The organism is Chryseobacterium paludis, assembly GCF_025403485.1.
GTDB lineage: Bacteria > Bacteroidota > Bacteroidia > Flavobacteriales > Weeksellaceae > Chryseobacterium > Chryseobacterium paludis.
Genome location: NZ_CP099966.1, coordinates 3,493,680 through 3,514,892, shown reverse-complemented (window position 1 = coordinate 3,514,892; position 21,213 = coordinate 3,493,680). Strand labels below are relative to the sequence as shown.

The following is a 21,213-nucleotide window of genomic DNA, read 5'->3' as shown; positions in this document are numbered from 1 at the left end:
AACATCATAAGCTGCCAAAAAAAAGATACAATAACCCACACATCAAATCTCAATACGAATAATAACGAAAAAAAAATGACAAAGACTATGGCTTCTCATCCTTTATATGCTTTAAGCCTTGATGCAGCAGGCGATTTTCAGGTTTATATCAATGATATCCTGGTTGCTTATTATTATAAAAACGGTGGTACATCTCTTACCTTACCTATTAATCGTGAGATTTTAGGGTCAGGTAAACAGACCGTTAAGATCGTTCTTAAGTCTGATAAAGAATTGGATGAAAATGAACTTAAATATTATAAATTCAGGATTTTAAAATATGCTTCTTTCGATTCGCCAGATTATGATGTGGTTGTAGACTGTAAATTTAATACAGATGAAAACAAACCCGCAAAGGAGATTACTCAAACCTGGGATTTTAACTCTGATGTTCCTTACCAGGTAACTGGATGGTCTCAATCAACGGTTTTGTTGAACGAAGATAAAGACGCATTACTTAAAGAAGTTTTAGATACATATAATAACTTCAGGGATATTCTTCAGAAAAAAGATACTGGCAGTTTCTTTACAAAAACCAAAATAAGAGATGCTGAAATTGATAAAGCATTGTATCTCTCTTCCTCTGATAGTAAAAAGGATCAGTCAGAAACCTCAGCAACCATCCAAAACATTGTTGAAGTTTTACCCGTAGACAATTATAAAATGGTTTTTTATGGAAATGGCAGAATGGTTTCTTTAATAAGAACTGATGAAAAAAGTAAAGATGAATCTGCTTTACAGGCAAGGCTTAAAGATCATAGTACGGAGATTTATGAATTGGTACTTCACCGTCCTAAAAAGGGATCTCCACTAGAAGTTGTAAGATAAACCTATCCATCAATAGAAAAAGCATTGCTATTTAACTCCGACAATGCTTTTTTTTAATTACATTTTTAGAATCAATCAAAGAAAATTAAATTGTTTTTAAGAATCCGGATTATCTAAAAGTAATCCAAGTTTGTAAAGGTCGAGATATCTAAGGCTTACGTTTCCCTTCAAAAGGCTCTGCTCTATCCTTCGTTTATTCATCCTGAAAAAAAACTTGAAGAGGCTTTTTAACCCTATTTTATTCATTACATTATGGGCTTTTACAAGCTTAATCTCAGACAGTTTTAAGCTTAACTGGTGGTCTTTAAGCATTTGAGATAAACTTTCCACAGACTCTTTTACTTTTTCCAGATAGACTCTATTATCTTCTAAATCATAATTAAAAATGGGATTTTTAATATGATCAACTACGATTCCTTCTGATTTTAAATCCATTGCAAAGAGCAGGTCTTCATATCCGTATTTTTGAAATTCAGGATTGAATCGAACTTTTTCAAGCACTTCTTTTTTTATAATAAAATTATTGGTCTGAAAGCTCAGATATGGTTTTTCAATCCGAAGTTCTACAGGTAGATTTTCACGTTCTGTTGCAAATTTCCATCGTAGAAAATGTTTCTGATCAGGAAGTTCTGCCGATACACTTCTACCCCCGTAAATAACCTTTGTAGATGGGTTTTCCTGTATGAATTGAATATAGTCTGTTAAAAAATTTTCCTCAATTATTCTTCCGTCACAATCGAGGAAAAGTAAATAATCTCCTTTAGAATAAGTAAGAAATAAATTACGAATTTGTGATCTTCCTATGTTTTTATCAAGATAGATCAATTGGTCGACCTGATTGTGAAGGTCTTTATTTATATCTTTGAATTTTATTTCAGATTCATCATCTATTAAAATGATTTCTGCATCATAATCTTGTGCATTAATTTCTTTTATCAGGTTTGAGACCAATTCCCGGACATCAAAATTATACACAGGGATACAGATAGAAACTTTCATCAGATCAGATTTTTTCAATGATCTTCTGAATGTTCAACTCTTCCAGGCAAGCCCAATCTCCTCTAAAACATTCTTTATCTCCAAATACAGAACAAGGTCTGCAGGTGAGATCTTTTATTTGAACAACATCATTTTCACTCTGGCCAAATCCAAGAAACCCAGCATAAGGATGAGTGGAGCCCCATATGGAAACACACCTTGTCCCAACAATACTTGCCAAATGCATATTGGCTGAATCCATTGAAATCATGAGTTCCAATTCTGCAATCTTGTTAAGTTCTTCTTTAAGATTTAATTTTCCGGATAAACTCTGGGTATTAGGAATTTCACTTTCCCACTTCTCAAGAGTATCAGTTTCATTTTTTCCGCCACCAAAAAAATACACCTTTTCTTTTTGAGACAAAATCTTCACCAGTTCATAAGACTTTTCTAAAGGAAGCATCTTCCCTTTATGTTGAGCAAATGGGGCAAATCCTATTCCGGACTTCTTTTTTGCGATTGGCCTCAACTGATTGGATAATATCACCTTAAATCCCATTTCTCTAAATACATCAGCATATCGCTCAACAGTACGCTTTAATTGCACTTTATTAAGATTCCAAATATCTGTAAGTACTTCCTTTTCCTCCTTTCCTTTGTTGATTTTAAATACTTTATAGCCTTTTCTTCTATAAATCTTATCCAATATTTTTGTTCTGATCACATCATGCAGATTCGCAATATAATCAGGATGAAATTCTTTTATAAGCTCATTTGCCAATCTATTTAATCCAAAAAAACCTTTATAATCATCGAGGTTAATTCCTTTAAATATAACATTTGGGATATCAGAGAATAAGCTTTCAAAATTTTTTCTGGAAACTATTATAATTTCTACATTGGGATTTTGTTCAAGAAACTCACGAAAGACAGGTACTGTCATCGCAACATCACCAAAAGCGGAAAAACGATATGCTAAAATTCTTGTCACAACTACGACTTCAGTTGGTAAGCCACGGCGTAAAATTTAATCTGCTTGGTCATTGCCATTAGACCATTAGCTCTGGAAGGAGAAAGAAACTCCTGCAATCCGATTTCTGAGATAAACTGAAAATCAGAATCTAAGATTTCCTGTGTAGAATGACCACTATAAATACTTACCAACAAAGAAACGATCCCCTTTGGCAAAATACCGTCGGAATCTGCATCAAAAAAAAGTTTCCCTTCTTTAAATTCTGCATCGATCCAAACTTTACTCTGACAACCCTTAATAAGATTATCATCTGTCTTTTTGTCCTCAGAAAGACCTTTCAAATCTTTACCCAGGTCAATTATGTATTCATACTTCTGTTCCCAGTCCTCAAGAAATGCAAATTCGTCAATTATTTCCTGTTGTTTTTCTTTAATGGTCATTTTTCAACAATTCTTTATGCAAAGATACCAATTTTGTAAGGATTATTTATTGGATGCTTTTTCAAAAACTTCCAACAGCTTTATTTCTTCATTTTCCCAACAAAGGACTTTGGAAGCTCTTTCTAATTCTGCCAAATATCCTTTTCTTCCTTTATTTAAAACGGCTTGCACCGCCGCAGCTATATTTTCAGGTTGATGATCTTTAATAAGCTCTCCAACATCGAACTGGTTTTTAATATTCTGCATCTCAGGAAAACTAGCCATAATTAATGGAACCCGGCTCTGAATACAGTCTAATACTTTATTGGGTAAAGAATATAAATAGCTATCCCCTCCATTTTCTTCAATACTCATCCCGACATCGGCAGTCAGAGTAACTTTTCTCAAATCTTCAGGCAGGAGCTTTCCCAAAAACCGGACTTTTTGTTGGAGATTCTCACGAACGACCAGATCTTCATATTCTTTTCTTCTTGGTCCGTCACCTGCAATTTTAAATACTACATTCTCTAGGTGATGCATTGCCATAATTGCCTTTTCAATTCCCCTAAACGGGTTTATTGCTCCTTGATATAACAGTATTTTCGGATTATTCTCTGGAATTTCTATGCTGAAATCTATTTTTCTGGGTGCATTTTGAACAACCACAGGATTCACAAGATATTTTTTTTTAAACCATTTTGCATAGCTTCCACTAGCTGTAATCATATATTCCAATTTTGGAATTATATTTTTTTCCAGGTTACGCCACATTTTTTGTGACATTTTGCCTTGAATTGCCGGCATCTCAGAAAAAATTTCATGACTATCAAAAACTAAGGGAATATTTAGCCGTTTAGCAATAAGATAATTGGGAAGCAAAGCGTCTATATCATTAGCGTGGAGAATTGTATTCTGATCAGCTTTCTTTTTTAATTCCTTATATAACTTCCAATTGAATTCGAAATAAGCTGTTTTTAAACTTTTTGACAGTAAAGGTATTCTGAAAAAAGAGTATGGCCGCTTCATTTCCTCGGCTCCACCCCAGTTATTTCCTATCAGCTCGATTTGGTATCCCTTTTCATATAAAGTCCTGCATACCTTTTCTATTCGTTGATCTGTATACAGGTTGCTAAAGGCAGAAGTAATTATTTTCTTTTTCATTAATTTTTCTTTCCTGCAATCAAATGATAAATTTGTATGAAGCAGATTAACCCATTTGGTATGATGACCGGCCAAAGCATTCCGCTAAAAATACCATAAATGACAAAACAAATACAGCCCACCATATTTACGATTCTGATTTTTCTTACATCTTTCAATATAAAACTCAACACTATAAAAAGCGAGGCAGAATATCCAACATAAGTAGCAATTTCGGGACTCATAAGGAAAATTTAAAGAAAACAAACTTAGTCATTTTCAATAAGATAATAAAACTTTTTTCTGCCATAAAGTCATTAATTGATTTTTGGTAAAATATTTGTAATTTAGAATAATGAATAAAAGATAATTCTATCTTTATTCTAATTGAGATATATTATGGATTATAAGTTTTCACAAGGTTTGAGCCAAGTGTTCAAACAGAGCAAAAATGAAGCTAAAAGGCTGAAAAGTGAATTTCTTAATACAGAACATCTACTTTTAGGTATTATAAAAACAGAAAACTCTGCAAAAGAAATCCTTCAAAACCTTAATGCCGATTTAACACAAATCAGAAGAAAAATTGAAACTCTAAATACAACAAGTCTTAATCCTATTTCTGAGGAGGTAACCAATATTTCTTTCACTAAAATGGCAGATCATGCTGTTAAACGTGCAGAGTTAGAATGCCGACAATACAAAAGTAATGAAATTAATACCGTTCATTTACTTCTGGGTATTCTATATAAATATGAAGACCCAACCTCCAATATATTAGGAGCCTATGATATTGACTATGAAGGAGTTTCAAGAGAATATCAAACAATGCTTAAAAATTCTGGGCAGGCACCTCAAATGAGTGCATACGACGACGACGATGAAAGAGAGGAATTTGAGCAAATGAGAAAGCCTGCAGGAAACTTAGGTTCTGCAAAAAGCAAGACTCCTACCCTTGACAACTTTGGTAGAGACCTTACTTCTTTGGCAAGAGATGGGAAACTGGATCCTGTAATCGGTCGTGAGAAAGAAATTGAGCGTGTGTCTCAGATCCTTTCTCGTAGAAAGAAAAACAATCCACTTCTTATTGGAGAGCCCGGAGTTGGTAAATCTGCTATTGCGGAAGGTTTAGCTTTAAGAATCCAGCAGAAGAAGGTTTCAAGAGTTCTTTTTGGTAAAAGAGTCATTACCCTTGATCTTGCAAGTTTAGTTGCAGGAACAAAATATCGTGGCCAATTCGAAGAAAGAATGAAGGCAATCATGACGGAACTTGAAAAGAACCGTGATGTAATCTTATTCATTGATGAGCTTCATACTATTGTTGGTGCAGGAAGTTCTACAGGAAGCTTAGATGCATCCAACATGTTCAAGCCTGCTTTAGCAAGAGGAGAGATCCAATGCATCGGGGCAACTACTTTAGATGAATACCGTCAGTATATTGAAAAAGACGGAGCATTGGAAAGAAGGTTCCAAAAAGTTATGGTGGAGCCAACTAATATTGAAGAAACCATTCAGATTTTAAATCAGATCAAAGATAAGTATGAAGAGCATCACAATGTGATTTATACACCGGAAGCAATATTAGCTTGTGTCAATTTGACATCGAGATATATTACAGACCGTTTCTTACCAGATAAAGCAATTGATGCAATGGATGAAGCAGGTTCTCGTGTTTATATTAAAAATATGAAAGTCCCTACTGAGATCATTGATTTTGAAAAGAAAATTGAAGATATCAAAGAAATGAAGCAGAAAGCTGTTAAGGCTCAGGATTATCTTGAAGCCCGAAAGCTAAAAGATGAAGAAGAACGCCTTCAAATGGAACTTAATGCCGCTCAGGACCAGTGGGATAAAGATGTAAAAGAGAAAAAAGAAACCGTAACAGAAGAAAATGTTGCAGAGGTGGTTTCTATGATGAGTGGTGTTCCGGTAACCAAGGTTGGTAAAAATGAGCTTGATAAATTAGCTCAAATGGATAATAATCTAAACGGAAAAGTAATCGGACAGGAAGACGCTGTGAAAAAAGTAGTTAAAGCTATTCAAAGAAACAGAGCTGGTCTGAAAGATCCGAATCGTCCAATTGGAACATTTATCTTCCTGGGTACAACTGGTGTTGGTAAAACAGAGCTTGCAAAAGTAATGGCAAGAGAGCTTTTCGACTCAGATGAAGCATTGATCAGAATCGATATGAGTGAATACATGGAAAAATTCGCGGTATCGAGATTGGTAGGTGCGCCTCCGGGATATGTTGGATATGAAGAAGGTGGTCAGTTAACGGAAGCTGTAAGAAGAAAACCTTATGCTGTGGTTCTTTTAGATGAGATTGAAAAAGCGCACCCTGATGTGTTCAATATCCTTTTACAGATCTTAGATGAGGGTCATGTTACTGATAGCTTAGGTAGAAAAATTGATTTCAGAAATACGATTATCATCCTTACTTCAAACATTGGTACCAGAGATCTTAAAGATTTCGGGGATGGCGTAGGATTCGGAACTTCTGCTAAAAAGTCAAATACAGATACAAGAGCAAGAAGTACAATTGAAAATGCACTTAAAAAAGCATTTGCTCCAGAATTCCTGAACAGAATTGATGATATCGTGATCTTTAACTCTCTTGAGCAAAGTGATATTAAGAGAATCATTGACCTTGAATTGAACAAGCTTTACAGCAGACTTGAAAAATTAGGATATAAAGTTGATTTAACTGATGCAGCAAAAGACTTTATTTCTGAAAAAGGATGGGATAAAGATTTCGGTGCAAGACCATTAAAGAGAGCAATCCAGAAATACATTGAAGATTTATTAGCTGAAATGTTGGTAAACAAACAATTAAATGAGGGAGAAACCATCATTCTGGATGTTAATGAAGCTAAAGACGGATTAACCGGTAAAGCTCATAAAACAAAAAAGACGACTGAAAAGTCTTCACAATAATAAATAATTTTGTTAAAACAAAAAGCACCGAAAAATTCGGTGCTTTTTGTTTTTATAATCTTTAGTTTTAATTCTAATCAGGTTATTACAATCCTATAACAAATCCAATATTAGGAACTAAACCACTTGAAAAAATACTTGAATTCTCTTTCCATAAAACATTATACATCAGTCCCAACTGCATAAAAGAATTTCCTCCGATCCGCTGCATATATCCACCACCGAGATAAAGAGCTGTTTCTTCCCTGTTATCTTTAAAATCGTAAAACTTATCTTTATAATCAATAAAATAATGTTGCAGGTTTGCCCCTACATAAAAAGACCTCGCAAAATAATAATTAACAAAAGGTCCTACTCCAAACATTGTTGATCTGTAATAATCTGAAGTCTGCCAGGAAACACTTCCTATAACTCCACCTTCAAGATCTTCAGTAAGTCTGTAGCCTACTCTGGGAGAAGCCTGTAGATAAAATGCACTATTACTGCCGAAGCCTAATCCAATACCACCACCAAAAGTCCATCGGTTACTTTCTGCTACTGAAGGAGTTCCTACCGAAACCTGGGAATAGACTGATAGTGAAAACATCAACATCAATGGAATAATTATTTTTTTCATATGCGGATAATTAATTGTTTTAATGATCACATGGAATCACTTATCTTGATAGGTGCTTGTATTTAATCTGGCACACCGTGATTTCATATACTATCGTTTTTATCAATGTTTAAAATTATAACTTTTTTTGCGAAAAGGATTGTTGTAATTTTGCACCCGTTAAGATAGAGATAAAAACTCTATCAAAAATATTATGAAAGTAGTTGTAGGATTGTCGGGAGGTGTAGATTCCAGTGTTACAGCATATTTGCTGCAACAGCAAGGTCATGAAGTAGTGGCTTTGTTTATGAGGAACTGGAATGATGCATCCGTAACTCTAGAAGATGAATGCCCTTGGATAGAGGACAGTAATGATGCATTAATGGTAGCTCAAAAACTTGGAATCCCTTTCCAGGTTATTGATATGAGTGAACTTTATAAGGAGCGTATTGTAGACTATATGTTTGCAGAGTATGAAAAGGGAAGAACTCCAAACCCAGATGTTTTATGCAACAGGGAGGTTAAGTTTGATGTTTTTATGAAAACAGCAATGTCTTTAGGTGCTGATAAAGTTGCAACAGGTCATTATGCAAGAGTAAATTCAACTTTTGATGAAAACGGAAAAGAAATTTTTCATCTTTTAGCAGGAAAAGATAACAATAAAGACCAGTCTTATTTTCTTTGCCAGCTGAATCAGGATCAATTATCTAAAGCATTATTCCCAATTGGTGAACTTACAAAACCTGAGGTTAGAGAAATTGCAAAAGAAATTGGTTTGGTAACTGCTGATAAAAAAGATTCTCAGGGATTATGTTTTATTGGAAAAGTAAGTTTACCTCAATTTTTACAACAACAATTAAAGCCTAATGAGGGTGAAATTGTGGAAATTTTCAGTGATTCTCCTTTATTCTCACAAGAAAAACCCGGGTTTTCTTCTAAAGAAGAAGAATTAGACTACTTAGCTCAAAAGATCAACTATAAAAAATCTGATGGAAAAGTAATTGGAAAGCATCAAGGCGCTCAATTTTTCACGATCGGACAAAGCAAAGGCTTAGGAATAGGTGGGCATAAAGAAAGTTGTTTTATTGTGTCCAGAGATATGGAAAACAATATCATCTTTGTAGGAGAAGGACATAGTTTCCCAGGGTTGCATAAAAAAGCTCTAAAGGTTGATAATTCTGAACTTCATTGGGTTCGCGAGGATCTAAAACTGAAGAACGGAGAAAGCATGGAAGTAATGGCTAGGTTCCGTTACAGACAGGCACTTCAGAAAGCTATTATCTATCAATTTGAAAATGCATTTTACATGGAATTTGAGGAGCCTCAATCTGCAATTGCTGAAGGACAGTTTGCTTCCTGGTATATTGGTGATGAACTTTTAGGAAGTGGAGTTATTGCTTAGTTTTTAAACTAATAATTTTTGTAACATATTTTCAGAAATGATACTTACTCTGTAAATATTAACAAAATCAATCACTATGAAAACTTCTTTAAAAAACCAGTACACTATTACAAATCAAATATTAATTGCTGTAGTATCTTCCGTTTTAGGCTATAATATCTATCAAGCTATTGTAAATCCGGAAAGATCACATCTTATACTAAGTCTCCTCTTAATTATGATGACTTACATTATGGTAGAGAAATACGACTCAAATAAACAGTCAGAGAATGAATCTGAGTAATGAATAATAATAAGGTCTGAAATATTTCAGGCCTTTTTTATATGATTACAAGACATCGTTATAAAGTTAGTCTTCTCACTTTAAATTATTCAAAATCAACATAGTAGACAATTTTATTTTCAACATCTTTCACAATTATATCGATTTGCTTTTCTATATACTCTCCTGAAAAACTTATAAAAAGTAATTCCTTCGTTCTCAGGCTATAAATGAGATCGTACTTTGTTTTCAAAAAATCATGAAAAGAGTCTATTTCCTGATCAGAATCCAACTTTATATCTGTAGAAAAATCACTAGAATTGATGTAAGCCATCCGAGAGGGGCTTTTAGACTCTGTTATCCGTAAGACTTTCTGAAAAGAAATATCAATATTCTGAGAACCAGACATTCTGTATTTTTCAATCTCTTCCAGAAAATCCGTTTTAAAAGATGATTCAACATATATTTTCAGGTATACCTTTATCTCTATTTTCACGTCTTTAGTATTGAAAATCTGTATTATAAAATCTTCATCATTTCTTCCTTGAATAACTTCTATTCTTGCAACATGGTAAATGTTTTGTACGGCATATTTTCCATATTTCACATACACTATAAGTCCTCTTATAGAAATGAACAGGGCAACTATTACTAAAAAAGAAATCACACAGAGTGGTATAAAACCGACAAAAAAATAAAAAAAGGACGCCAAATCATCTTCGCCCTCTGCTGAAAAAGGGTTATGGTCAAAAAGAATCACTTTAAGGCTAAATGTAAAAAGGATGATATTCAAAATGATGAAGAGAACTGTTTCCCAACTTACATTATGTCCTTGTTTCTGTAAAGGAATATTTTTATATAAAATATTTTTCTCTTTTTCGGTAAATGTTCTTACCATAAGCTTATTTCTTATTGTTTATGTTTAAATTATATCCATAGATCATAATACATTCTGTGATCAACAGCATCACAAGGTATCCTACAGGTTTTGCTAAAACCAAACCTTTGATCAATTTTACCACTCCTAAAAACAAAATGAAAATCAGAAAATAAAATGTTGATTTCGGAATTTTACTCCCAGAGAATTTTTGAATAATCATTGAGGCATAAAATCCTAATAAAACAATTAAATAAAACTTCAGAAACTCGGAACCTTTTAAAGAAATAGGATTAAAAGTCTGATGTTCAAAGAGAAGCCAGATCATACCAACTATACTTGACGCTGAGTTAAATAGTAACTTTTTCATGACACAACGATTGCATTTTACCCGCCTCCACAACCACCACATCCGCCACATCCGCCTCCACAACCGCCTCCGTCTCCTCCTCCACTGCAACTGTTTCCACCACAACTTGAACCACCACCGCCATCATTGGTCGAGCGATTGTTTTTACCATTATCCTGAAGTAAGAAAATTAAATATCCAAATCCCAATACTGCAATTATTGTTAGAATAATAGGACTTAAAACACTGATAACCTGCCCTAAACAGGAGGAAAACAAAAATGGAGTTAGAAGTAAAAGAGACAGGTACAGCCTTTTAATCCAGTGTTTTTTAGAATTTATATTATCGTGATTTTTCCAGATGTCCTCAGGAGCCTCATATTGAAATATTTCCCTGTAATATTTTAAGGTACCATTAAACCAATCATCGTGTTTTAATTTTTCAGTATAGCCTCCTTTGGAAGGATGATGATGAAGCTTTCTTTTTAAGATATTCGGACAAAAGTCTTCCCAATAATTTTGCGTGTAAATAAGGTGCATATGCCATACTTTATCAATTATTTCACTTGGCGAAGCCCCATTGGGCAAAATACAACACAGATAAACAAATTTTTTATACTCTTCTATGGCTTTTTGGGTAAAATCTAAGGTCCATTTTTCTTCTTTTGCTAATTTCCTTGAAAAGGGAAAGCTAGCTTCCGCAGCATCTAGTGAAAACTCGCTAATCCTATTCCATAGGGAATCTTCTTTTATAATGATTGTCGTTTCCATTGTTTAAACTTTTAATTTCTACTCAAATTTCAGAGGATTAAAAAATATAAAAGTCTTACAACAATCTCTTTTGGTTGTAAAAAAATCTTAAATTAGTCTTATGAGAAAAGAAGATATTAGTCATCTTGAGAAATTGATGAATTTTCTTAGCATGCACTTTTTAAAGAAGAACAATTGGGAAGACGTTACTAAAACGGAATGGTCCTACATTGTCGATGAACTTAATGAGCTCATTTCCAGCAACCATTCAGAGCGGAACATCAAAGTAAAAACTGATATCTTAGGATCAAATTATCTTTATGAACACCTGATAATCAACAAACTAAAGAAGTACAATCAAAATAGCGGTGCCAGTATCAGTAAACCTAATCTGGCGAAGCTAAGTCTTATTGTAAGAGCTTTAGGATATTCTAATTACATTGATTTCATTAATTCCAATACAGAAGTATTTAATTTCAATGATCTTAGGATCGAGATGAACAATGCTAAACAAAACGTAATTCTTTTAGACCGGCTTGTCGGCTGTTGGTATTCCTATAACAGAAATCTTCCCGATAATCCCTTACAAACTAAAGAAGATAGAATATGGCGTTCAGCCATGGAAATCTATAAATCTGAAACATCTGGAGAGTACTTCATTGAAAGAAGCGGAGGGGATCATCACAAGTATTTCGGAAAGGTTACTGCATATTCCGATTATGTATTCATTATCATGAACAGCAATACTTTTATCAGACAAAGACACTTTATTTCAAGGATAAAAGATATCAATGAAAAACTCAAGAATCCAGAATATAAACTCCATGAATTGCATTTTATAAGTACATGTATTAGTTTTAATCAAGAGCCTATTGCTCTATTCGAAATTTTCCAAAAAGCAGATCGTAAAAATTTCCTTCCCGATTCCATCAGCTTCCCAATTGATAGCGATGAGATTCCTACTTCTATCATCAAACAACTTGAAGACACTGAATCTAACCGAATAGATTACAAGTAATTAACTTACCAACCAGTCTTTAAAATCTTTAACGCGATCCCTGCTGACTGTAATCTCTTCTTTTGGCTGAAATTCCATTTCAACCTTATAATTTGGCGATGTATGAATATTCTTAATATAATCTGAATTGATGATAAATTGTCTGTTTACTCTGAAAAACTTTTTCTCATCCAAAGTATCTTCCAATTCATCCAATGTAAAATCTGAAGGATAGTTTCTTTCCTGGGTCTGTAAATAAACAATCTTATTTTCACTGTAGAAACAGCTTATTTCATGGGTTTGAACAATCTTCAAATTATATCCTATTTTTACTAAGATCCTGGAAAGAGTTGATTTATCTTTTTTAATTAACTGCTTAATATCCTGTGAAGTAACTGAGTTATCTGAAGGAAGAAATGATTTAAATTTTTCTATCGCTCCAGCCAGATCCTCTTCTAAAATCGGTTTTAATAAATAATCTATACTATTTAGTTTAAAGGCTTTTAGTGTATATTGATCAAAGGCAGTTGTGTAGATCATAAATCCTTTTGAAGGAATTTTTTCAAAAATATCGAAGGACAATCCATCACCGAGAACAATGTCCGAAAATATCAACTGAGGATGTTCATTTTCAGAAAACCAAGCAATACCTTCTTCTACGGATTCAATTTTTGCAATAACCTCTATTTCAGGGAATATACTTAACATCCGCTCTAACTTCCTTGAAGCCGGTTTTTCATCCTCAATAATGACAGTTTTGATCATAGAATAGTGGTTTTAGTTTTTAAAATCCTGGAATTAAAATTATATAAAAGGATTTGATTCTGACTTATAATTTCGATTTGCTTTTTTCTAATTCCTTATTCAGAATTCTTTGTTCCCAGGTTGAATCAAAGATAAATAATTTAACCCCTTTAATGAATAATATTATTCCCCAGATTAGCAACAGGATTGATCCGTGATAGAATGAAAAATCAATTTTTCCATTTTCAAAATAATCGTTGAAAAATAATATCCCCGCAATAATACCATACCATGTAAGACTTTTATAAAAACTTTTCAATCGTTTTACCCGCTCGTATGCCTGATTATAATCCATTGTATTAAAGTGTTTTTCCATGATTTCTTTTATCTGCTTCCATCAGTTCTTTTATTTTATTTTCTTCCCAGTCTTTTCCGATTCCGAAAACATTTATTCCATGAGCTACAAGTCCCATTCCCCATCCTAACATTGGCCAATAAAACCATAAATGAGTAGGTGATGTTAAAAGATTTAAAGCCAGTAAAAAAGGAATGATCAGACAATAAGACGTCAGATTTCCATAAAACCCTTTTAATTCTTTTACTCTCTTTGCTGCTTTTTCGTAAGCGCGGTTTTCTTTGTTGAATGATAGTGTTTCCATAGTAATGAATTTTGATTTATATTTTTTTCTTGAATCAAATGTATGTCGAATACCACTCTCAAATCAACTATATCTTACTGAACTGTAGAATTTGAATTCTGAGTTGCAAAAATCCCGACTCAATTGTGGCCGGGATTTTTATTTTGTGTAATTTCTTTTATTGATTACATCATATGTCATTCTTTTTTAAATTAATAAATAAAAGGAATTAACTTCTTGGTCATTTTTCGGTATTGAATATATTCATCTCCAAATTGCTCTACAAGAGCCTGTTCTTCAATTTTAATTCTATAACTGAATGCCAAGAATGGCGGAATAAATGCTAAAGCCAGAGAAAACCAATTATTTAAATATAAACCAAGCCCCAGAAAAGTTAATAGTGAGAAACTATAAGAAGGATGTCTAAGATAATTGTAAAATCCTTCTTTTTTAATTTTATGGTCATCTTTTATTGTGATATCAACTGTAAAATATTTTCCCAGAGATCTTATTATAATTAATCTGAAAATAATTCCGATTAGAATAAGCGCCACCCCTAAATACAGAATCCATGCTGAATTAGAGATCGGGAAACTGGATATATTCGAAACAGTAACCGCACTTGCAATTGATACTATAATCACCAACCAAAGGATATTGAGTGTAGATCTATCTTTTTTCTGATCTTGATCTGCAGATTTCAGTTTTTGTTTGTAAATAATTTCACTTAAAAACCAAACTCCCATAGAAACATAAAATAAGATTTGTAGATTCATTGTTATTGTTTTAGATTTTGGAATAATATTGCGAAGTAGTAAATCTCTATGATGAACTGTTTTGCCATTAGCCATTTGGCGGTTTAACTTTGTAGCACCCTTGCCTTCATTCTTTATTTTTGTCCATTAGTTCTTTAATTTTTCTTTCTTCCCATTTTCTCATAAAATTAAAACTAGGTAAAAATACAACCAGCGCATGTGCAAGAAGTCCAATGCCCCAGAATGTTGCAGTAAAGAAATTTTTAAACTCAAAATAGCTTTCTCCTGGTTTTAAATTCGTATAATTAAAGTAAGCAATCATAATGTTTACAGCAATATAGGAGAATAAGTGTCCGTAAAATCCTCTCAGTTTATCTACCTTTCTTTTGGCTTGCTGATATTGAATATCATTTTCATCAAATGTTTCCATTGTCTCTGTTTTTTTGTTTATTCATGATTTCCTGAATTTTCCTTTCCTGCCAAGGTTCTCCAACTCCAAAAACCTGAAAAGCATGTGAAGCAACTCCAATACCCCATCCTAACAGTGGCCACCAAAACCAGTGATATTTGTTTTGGGTATAAATATTAATAAAAATTAAAAAGGGAATAACAATGCAATAAGAAATAAGATTGGCATAAAATCCCTTAATTTCTTTTACCCTCTTTCGTGCTCTTTTGTATGCTTTATCCTGATCTTCTTTTTTCAAACCGACAACCGTTGGCTTATCTGATAAAACCGGAAGTTTCACTTTAAAATAATCTTCGGATTTTTCAATAAAAACATTTCTCTTAGTAAGCAGAGAATAGCGCTGTACAATATTCGCTAATCCAATTCCTGCACTTTCCTTGATCTGTTCTCTTTCCTGGAGATTGTTTTCAATACATAAAGTGTCATTTTCTGAAAATACTTTAATAACCAAAGGTTTTGAAGATGTTGCAAAATTATGTTTGATACAGTTTTCCAAAAGCAGCTGCAAAGAAAGCGGAACTACATATCTTCTGTAATCTTCTTTTCGTACATCAAAAATAAAGTCTACACTATCCTCGAATCTCGTTTTTAATAAATCGCAATAGGTTTTTGCAAATTCTATTTCATCTTCTACGGTCACCAGTTCTTTATCTTTTTGTTCTAAAACATAACGATAAATCTTTGACATTGAAGCCGTAAACTTCTGAGCCTGTTTTGGGTTTTCATCAATTAAAGAGCTTAAAACATTTAAGGAATTAAAAAGAAAGTGTGGATCCAGCTGATTTTTAAGCGTCTCAAACTGTGCATTTGCAGATGTTGCAATTAATTTCTGCTCTACTACCTCTTTCTTAGAGGTCTTTTTGAGCTCTTCCATAAATCCTCTAGCATGGAGAAAGGCAGAAATAAGCAGGGCAATATTCACCATAAACCAGTTGGTAAAATTATACTTCCCTGAAAAAAATTCCTCCGGAGTGGCTGCTTTCTGAAAAATAACAAAATTGATATAGTTGCAGATGTAGACCAAGATAATGTTAGCTATAAGAATTGAAACAATACTTAATATGGCTCTTTTAGTAGTTGCCTCCGACCACGGAATCTTTTTATTTAGATAGTCGTTTATTAGCCCATTTCCCATCCCCAAAAGAAAAGAATACATGGTGGAAATAAGAAAGGAAAGCATAAAATTATCTATCGTCTTTTCTTTTGTAAAGAACAAAAAGAAAAATAATGCGGTTCCAATGGATACCCAAAGTAATACGATAAGACTTTTACGTTTCATGAGTTTTTTTCTTGGTTCAAAATTAGTTGATATTAAATGTACCAAAAATTATTTTTCACCGAACCGTCAATTTAATGTTCTGAAAGGCAAAATAAAAGTCTTCCTATTGAGGAAGACTTTTATTAATCTTATATTTTAATGCTATTTTGCTGGCTGACTGATAAAATATTCTGCCTCTCCTTTCCCCCAATTTGGATCCATTGCCGTTTTTGGCTTGTAGATATTATATTGGTCCAATGTCTTTTTAAACATTTCAATCCCTTTTGTTTTACTTCCCCCATATTGTTCTGGAGTAAAGTAGAGGTCTTCGGCTTTAATCAGAGCAATTCTTGGATTGTTGGGATCCAACTTTTCTGCTATTTTAAGCTCTTCTATAGCTTTCATTCCGTCAGTCATATATCTCTGTTGTGGATTTACCATCATTCTTAAAGAATAAGCCATTTTTCTAAGGAGATGAATTTCCGCATTATCTGCTCCTGCAAGATTTTGTGCTGTAGCCAAATGTTTTTCAGCCTGATTAGCTACCTCATCCAGATCCTGGGTTTTCCCTTCTCTCATCATCACTCTCCCTTTTTGGATATAAGAAAATGCCGTATAGTAACTTGGAAGCCATTTTCCACTTTCTTTACTTCCTATTCTCTCAAAATCGTTTGCTAAGGTTTGGAAGTCCTCTGCTGTCTTACAGGTTTCGATCTTTGCGATTTTTTCAGACATTATTTTTTCATAATCGGCCTGAGCAAAAGCGGTTAAGCTCATAAAAGCTAAAGCAAAACTTAATAGATACTTTTTCATTGTTTTTTATTTTTTTAGAGTTCGTTTTATTGTATAGAAAGATATGTATTTCATGTATGTCATCACGTGATTAAAAATACAGTCTTTTATTTTATTATAAATTATTATTGATTGCATCTTGTGTCTTATCAACTCCGAAGCTGATAAATGCTCCAACGAAGACAAATGTATTTACTGGAGGAACCACTGTAGAGCTTCTGGATCCATCTTGTGAAAAATTGTATCCATATACATTTTTTGTTCCCAGTATATTGGAAATACTCAACACGAAAACAGTAAACATCTTTGCCTCTTTTTTTCCAAGATTGGGAAGATAATTAAAGCTCAAATTGAGAGCATTATAATCTTTCAACCTTCCTTCATTTCTCGTAAAACTTACAATGTTTCCGTTTACGTCTTTCGTTGCAATATCATAATAAGGACGGCCTTTTGCATAGGTGTAAGAAAGATTAACCCCTAATTTCCACTCAGGAATAAATCTCTTGGCAACCGCTGATAGGGTATGCTCTGATGCAAAATTAGGCTTTAAGCTAACAGGATAATTCATAAAATCCCTTTTAGAATCCAAAAATGAATAACTGATCCAGTAATCAATATTTTCAAATGTTTTTTTGTCCCGCCAAAACAATTCCAATCCTTTTGCATAGCCATATCCATTGTTATTGATGGCTGTCTGAACAGGTTGGCTCTGATCATTGATTGAAGCAATATCCTTCACTTTTATCAGCTGATCATATTTTTTATAAAAAGCTTCAAATCTCAAACTCCTTCCCTCTGATGTTCTTTGAACCTGGAGAATGTAATGCTGTGATTTTTGAAAATCCAAATTGGCAGGCCCATTAATATATTTGCTTTCGGGGTTTTGATAGAAAAGGCCATATGCGAAAGAAGTGGTCCAGTTTTGAGCTAAACGATAAGCTAAGGCTAAACGAGGAGCAATATTGCTTTTATTTAAGAAAGAAGAATTTTCAGCCCGCACTCCTATCTTCGCTGAAAACTGATTGCTAAATCCTAAATCTGTTTCAGCAAAAACAGAAGAGATAAAATCCTGATAATGCTTGTTTACCTCTTCAAAATTTAGCTTTTCATCGGCATTATTTAATTCAACGCCGCCACGCACTGCACTTATTTTATTGATCTTTCTTTCCAAAACAGCTTTAAAATTGATGTAATTTCCGGTAGTCAAAAGCTGTGTCTTATCGGATTCTATCTCGCTTTTTTCTGTTGAGAAATTAAGATCTGATCTGTTGTATGAATAGGAAGCTCCTGTATTTAACAGATACTTTCCGAACTTTTGTTTAAAAGAAAGATTATGGTAAGTGTTTTTTCCTTTCAATCTTACGAGAGCAAAATCATAATCTGGCTCTAAGCTTTCTGTCCTCACTCCCATTTTATTCGTGTCATACATTCCGTAATACTTAAAAAATCCTCCGGATTTTGTTTTAATCCGAAAATTAGCATCTCCATTTAGACCTTGCGGTGCATCAATAAAATCAGTATTGAAATTGAGAACATTAGACATAAGACTTAAAAGAGAATATCCTAAAGTAGCACCATACGAGTGATTTTTATCATCGCTTAATTTTTGAAACCCACCACTTAGAAAGATTGGAGAAATGCCAAAATCATAAGAGCTCTGATCAGGTAAATCAACACTCTCAAGCATTAACGCTCCTGAAAGAGCCTGCCCATATAAAGCTGAATATCCACCACTGGAAAATACATTTCCTTTAAAAAGAGAAGTATTGAATCGGTCCCTTCCTGCAATTCCAGGAACTGAACTGGAGAAATAATTATTGATAAGGCTTCCATCCATAAAGATCTTAGATTCTGTTCCAGTACCACCTCTGATAAATAAGCCTTCCGTTTCTCCTACTTTCTGCACTCCTGGAAGATAATTCAATGCTGAAGAAATCTGTCCGTCTGCTCCTGCTGTTGTGTAGATATCAATCGGTGTCAATAATGCGGTCGCTCTTTTTTTATCACTGGCTTCTATCGATCCTGCAGAAATCACCACCGCGTCAATTTCGTTGATCTGCTCTTTCAGTTCCGCATCTACAGCTATGTCTTGATTTCCAATGACAATCGGCTTTTCAACATCGTTATATTTTGGATGGGTAAAAGTAAGTATATGATCCCCTTTTTCAGTGGTTTCAAAAGAGAAATTACCTTTAGCATCTGTTGTAGCACCGTCGTAAGTTCCTTTCAATGTGACGTTGATATCACTAACCCCCTTATTTCTAAAGGTTACCTTCCCTGTAATTTTTACTTGAGTGTAACTTAAAAAGAACGATAGAAAGGCAATTAGAAATAATAATTTTTGTGTCTGCATTTTCATGGTTGTTAATTTTCGATTCAAAAATACTATTGAAAATACCTTCCAGTTAAAAAAATATTACTGAAAGGTATAGTTTGAATACTGAACCGGAAATTAATGTATTGGAATACAAAAATCAACCAACATTTTTCCTTCCGGATGTTCTTTAAAGTTGGAATGGTAGATCTCAAATGGGAAAGCTTTTCTGGTTGTATAATGGTTTTCATTCATCCATAAGAATAAAGATACCCAGCATTGCTCAAAATCATCAAGAGTCACCTCTCCACTACCAATGATAAATTTTCCCGCCTCAAGGATCTCTGGAAAAATCTCCTCATCCTGGGCTTCCAGCTTATCTTCGACAAGCATCCCGGCATGAATTCGTACCTTATCCGGAGATGTCGTTTTGAAGCTGTCGTGATACACAGAAATCATTTTTACATGATCCCGGGGAAATAAGTGTTTCTTTTTAGCCCAATTGATCAAGACATCATAAGACGATTCTACATTTTCAATACCAAGGCTCATTACAGACGCAAGATGCATCTCTTCCAGATCTGCGACTTTAATTTCTAAATTCATTGTTCTCCATTTTAATAGGTTTTCTACATTACAAATATATTGGTGAAAAACGGCATCAACTTGTCCATTCTTGCTTTCAATTTTTAAGATCTTGTGAAAATTTTCAGGAGCAGATTTACGAAATTCAGAAGGGGACTTTCCGTAATATTTTTTAAAGGCTTTATTAAAACCCGAATGATTGTCAAATCCCAATTCTAAATATATTTCCTTTATATCCACTCTCTTTCTCATAGCAAGATATAAGGCACTTTTTTCTATCCTCTTTCTTATGGTATAATTCTGAAGAGTTTCTCCGGTAATAAGCTTAAAAACCCGGTGAAAATGGAAGGGAGAGTATGCGCTGATCTCTGCAACTTTCTCCAGACTGAGATCCGTGTCAAGATGCTGTTCTATATATTGAATTATTTTAATAATCCTTTTTTTATATTCTTCCAATTATTGTTTTTATTCACAAAAATAACAAGATTAAATAGAGCAGATTTGTCTTTTATTGCGGATTTTCGAAAACAGATCAGAATCATAAAGTGTTTTAGAAAATTATTTCTAAATTTAGGTAATCATAAAAAATCACTTTAAATCATTTTAAAATGAAACTACAAAAATTAGTATTATTAACAGGATTTGCCCTATTTGCTGTTTCTTGTGGAACAACAAATACGTACATGGTCAACGCTAAAAGCGGAACACAGACTGGAGGAACGGCTAAGTTTACTCAGAAAGGAGATGAAGTTATCATGAAACTGGATGTAACGAATTTAACTCCGGGAATCCACGCAGTACACATCCACGAAAAAGGAGATTGTTCTGCTGCTGATGGGACTTCTACTGGAGGACACTGGAATCCGGCAAAAGATGACCATGGTAAATGGGGTGCTGAACATTTCCATATGGGAGATATCGGTAACTTGGTTGCTGATCAGACAGGAACTGCAACATTAACTTTCAAAACCAATAAATGGTGTCTTGGATGTACCGATGAGTCTAAGAATATCATTGGAAAAGGGCTTATTGTACATGCTGCTGCAGATGACTTTCATACTCAGCCAACAGGAAATGCCGGTGGACGAGTGGGATGTGTAGAGATCAAGTAATACTTGC

At 33.7% G+C, this 21,213-nt stretch carries 24 protein-coding genes; 6 read left to right on the top strand and 18 right to left on the bottom strand.

The annotated features are described in order from the left end of the window. The first annotated feature begins 75 nt into the window (after positions 1–75). Positions 76–867 carry a hypothetical protein gene (locus NG806_RS15905; protein ID WP_214830065.1) on the top strand — a complete coding sequence of 264 codons (792 nt, stop codon included), beginning with the start codon at positions 76–78 and terminating at the stop codon, positions 865–867. Between the two features lie 96 nt (positions 868–963). Here NG806_RS15905 and NG806_RS15900 read toward each other — a convergent pair whose 3' ends face one another. From NG806_RS15900 to NG806_RS15880, 5 genes are read right to left on the bottom strand one after another with little or no spacing between them, the layout of a single operon-like run. After that, positions 964–1,866, bottom strand: coding sequence for a glycosyltransferase family 2 protein (locus NG806_RS15900; RefSeq protein ID WP_261510580.1), 903 nt, complete (start codon positions 1,864–1,866; stop codon positions 964–966). A gap of 4 nt (positions 1,867–1,870) precedes the next feature. Then, positions 1,871–2,836 (bottom strand): glycosyltransferase family 9 protein, encoded by a 966-nt coding sequence (locus NG806_RS15895; protein WP_261510578.1) that lies wholly within the window; start codon positions 2,834–2,836, stop codon positions 1,871–1,873. A gap of 2 nt (positions 2,837–2,838) precedes the next feature. Beyond that, positions 2,839–3,258: a SufE family protein gene (locus NG806_RS15890; RefSeq protein WP_214830059.1), complete on the bottom strand. Its 420-nt coding sequence runs from the start codon at positions 3,256–3,258 to the stop codon at positions 2,839–2,841. 42 nt (positions 3,259–3,300) lie between these two features. Next, the gene (locus NG806_RS15885) at positions 3,301–4,398 is read right to left on the bottom strand and encodes a glycosyltransferase (RefSeq protein ID WP_261510576.1); all 1,098 of its coding nucleotides are present in this window, start codon (positions 4,396–4,398) and stop codon (positions 3,301–3,303) included. Further along, a complete protein-coding gene (locus tag NG806_RS15880; RefSeq protein ID WP_214830053.1) occupies positions 4,398–4,622 on the bottom strand; it encodes a uroporphyrinogen decarboxylase in 225 nt (74 codons plus the stop codon). Before NG806_RS15880 ends, NG806_RS15885 begins: the two co-directional genes overlap by 1 nt. Positions 4,623–4,776: 154 nt before the next feature. Between NG806_RS15880 and NG806_RS15875 the strand changes: the two genes are divergently transcribed. After that, positions 4,777–7,308 carry an ATP-dependent Clp protease ATP-binding subunit gene (locus NG806_RS15875; RefSeq protein WP_214830050.1) on the top strand — a complete coding sequence of 844 codons (2,532 nt, stop codon included), beginning with the start codon at positions 4,777–4,779 and terminating at the stop codon, positions 7,306–7,308. An 85-nt stretch (positions 7,309–7,393) separates the two neighbouring features. Here the strand turns inward: NG806_RS15875 and NG806_RS15870 are convergent, their stop codons facing one another. Further along, positions 7,394–7,924, bottom strand: coding sequence for a hypothetical protein (locus NG806_RS15870; RefSeq protein WP_214830048.1), 531 nt, complete (start codon positions 7,922–7,924; stop codon positions 7,394–7,396). Positions 7,925–8,117: 193 nt separating this feature from the next. Here NG806_RS15870 and mnmA point away from each other — a divergent pair, with 193 nt between their 5' ends. Continuing rightward, positions 8,118–9,305, top strand: coding sequence for a tRNA 2-thiouridine(34) synthase MnmA (gene mnmA / locus NG806_RS15865; protein ID WP_214830045.1), 1,188 nt, complete (start codon positions 8,118–8,120; stop codon positions 9,303–9,305). A gap of 76 nt (positions 9,306–9,381) precedes the next feature. After that, complete coding sequence (locus NG806_RS15860; protein ID WP_214830029.1) at positions 9,382–9,588, top strand: hypothetical protein; 207 nt, start codon at positions 9,382–9,384, stop codon at positions 9,586–9,588. Positions 9,589–9,673: 85 nt separating this feature from the next. On the opposite strand, the gene NG806_RS15855 is transcribed toward NG806_RS15860, so the two are convergent. From NG806_RS15855 to NG806_RS15845, 3 genes are read right to left on the bottom strand one after another with little or no spacing between them, the layout of a single operon-like run. After that, positions 9,674–10,465, bottom strand: a complete 792-nt coding sequence (locus tag NG806_RS15855) for a hypothetical protein (protein ID WP_261510572.1) — start codon at positions 10,463–10,465, stop codon at positions 9,674–9,676. 4 nt (positions 10,466–10,469) lie between these two features. Then, positions 10,470–10,814, bottom strand: coding sequence for a hypothetical protein (locus NG806_RS15850; protein ID WP_261510571.1), 345 nt, complete (start codon positions 10,812–10,814; stop codon positions 10,470–10,472). 17 nt (positions 10,815–10,831) lie between these two features. Then, positions 10,832–11,563 (bottom strand): glycine-rich domain-containing protein, encoded by a 732-nt coding sequence (locus NG806_RS15845; protein WP_261510569.1) that lies wholly within the window; start codon positions 11,561–11,563, stop codon positions 10,832–10,834. A gap of 100 nt (positions 11,564–11,663) precedes the next feature. Between NG806_RS15845 and NG806_RS15840 the strand changes: the two genes are divergently transcribed. Next, complete coding sequence (locus NG806_RS15840; RefSeq protein WP_214830017.1) at positions 11,664–12,560, top strand: hypothetical protein; 897 nt, start codon at positions 11,664–11,666, stop codon at positions 12,558–12,560. On the opposite strand, the gene NG806_RS15835 is transcribed toward NG806_RS15840, so the two are convergent. From NG806_RS15835 to NG806_RS15795, 9 genes are all read right to left on the bottom strand, one after another. Then, positions 12,561–13,304 (bottom strand): LytR/AlgR family response regulator transcription factor, encoded by a 744-nt coding sequence (locus tag NG806_RS15835; RefSeq protein ID WP_261510567.1) that lies wholly within the window; start codon positions 13,302–13,304, stop codon positions 12,561–12,563. A 64-nt stretch (positions 13,305–13,368) separates the two neighbouring features. Then, positions 13,369–13,659 (bottom strand): 2TM domain-containing protein, encoded by a 291-nt coding sequence (locus NG806_RS15830; RefSeq protein ID WP_214830012.1) that lies wholly within the window; start codon positions 13,657–13,659, stop codon positions 13,369–13,371. Then, the gene (locus NG806_RS15825) at positions 13,643–13,942 is read right to left on the bottom strand and encodes a 2TM domain-containing protein (protein WP_214830009.1); all 300 of its coding nucleotides are present in this window, start codon (positions 13,940–13,942) and stop codon (positions 13,643–13,645) included. Before NG806_RS15825 ends, NG806_RS15830 begins: the two co-directional genes overlap by 17 nt. A gap of 191 nt (positions 13,943–14,133) precedes the next feature. Beyond that, the gene (locus NG806_RS15820) at positions 14,134–14,697 is read right to left on the bottom strand and encodes a methyltransferase family protein (protein WP_214830006.1); all 564 of its coding nucleotides are present in this window, start codon (positions 14,695–14,697) and stop codon (positions 14,134–14,136) included. A 106-nt stretch (positions 14,698–14,803) separates the two neighbouring features. Next, a complete protein-coding gene (locus NG806_RS15815) occupies positions 14,804–15,106 on the bottom strand; it encodes a 2TM domain-containing protein (protein WP_214830003.1) in 303 nt (100 codons plus the stop codon). Beyond that, entirely contained in the window at positions 15,093–16,424 is a 1,332-nt protein-coding gene (locus NG806_RS15810; RefSeq protein WP_261510563.1) for a 2TM domain-containing protein, read from the bottom strand. The genes NG806_RS15815 and NG806_RS15810 overlap by 14 nt, the downstream gene beginning before the upstream one ends. A gap of 141 nt (positions 16,425–16,565) precedes the next feature. Next, a complete protein-coding gene (locus NG806_RS15805) occupies positions 16,566–17,216 on the bottom strand; it encodes a hypothetical protein (RefSeq protein WP_261510562.1) in 651 nt (216 codons plus the stop codon). A gap of 94 nt (positions 17,217–17,310) precedes the next feature. Continuing rightward, positions 17,311–19,548 (bottom strand): TonB-dependent receptor, encoded by a 2,238-nt coding sequence (locus NG806_RS15800; protein ID WP_315941732.1) that lies wholly within the window; start codon positions 19,546–19,548, stop codon positions 17,311–17,313. Positions 19,549–19,647: 99 nt separating this feature from the next. Further along, the gene (locus tag NG806_RS15795; RefSeq protein ID WP_261510558.1) at positions 19,648–20,550 is read right to left on the bottom strand and encodes an AraC family transcriptional regulator; all 903 of its coding nucleotides are present in this window, start codon (positions 20,548–20,550) and stop codon (positions 19,648–19,650) included. A gap of 152 nt (positions 20,551–20,702) precedes the next feature. Between NG806_RS15795 and NG806_RS15790 the strand changes: the two genes are divergently transcribed. After that, positions 20,703–21,206: a superoxide dismutase family protein gene (locus NG806_RS15790; protein WP_214829988.1), complete on the top strand. Its 504-nt coding sequence runs from the start codon at positions 20,703–20,705 to the stop codon at positions 21,204–21,206. Positions 21,207–21,213 lie beyond the last annotated feature (7 nt).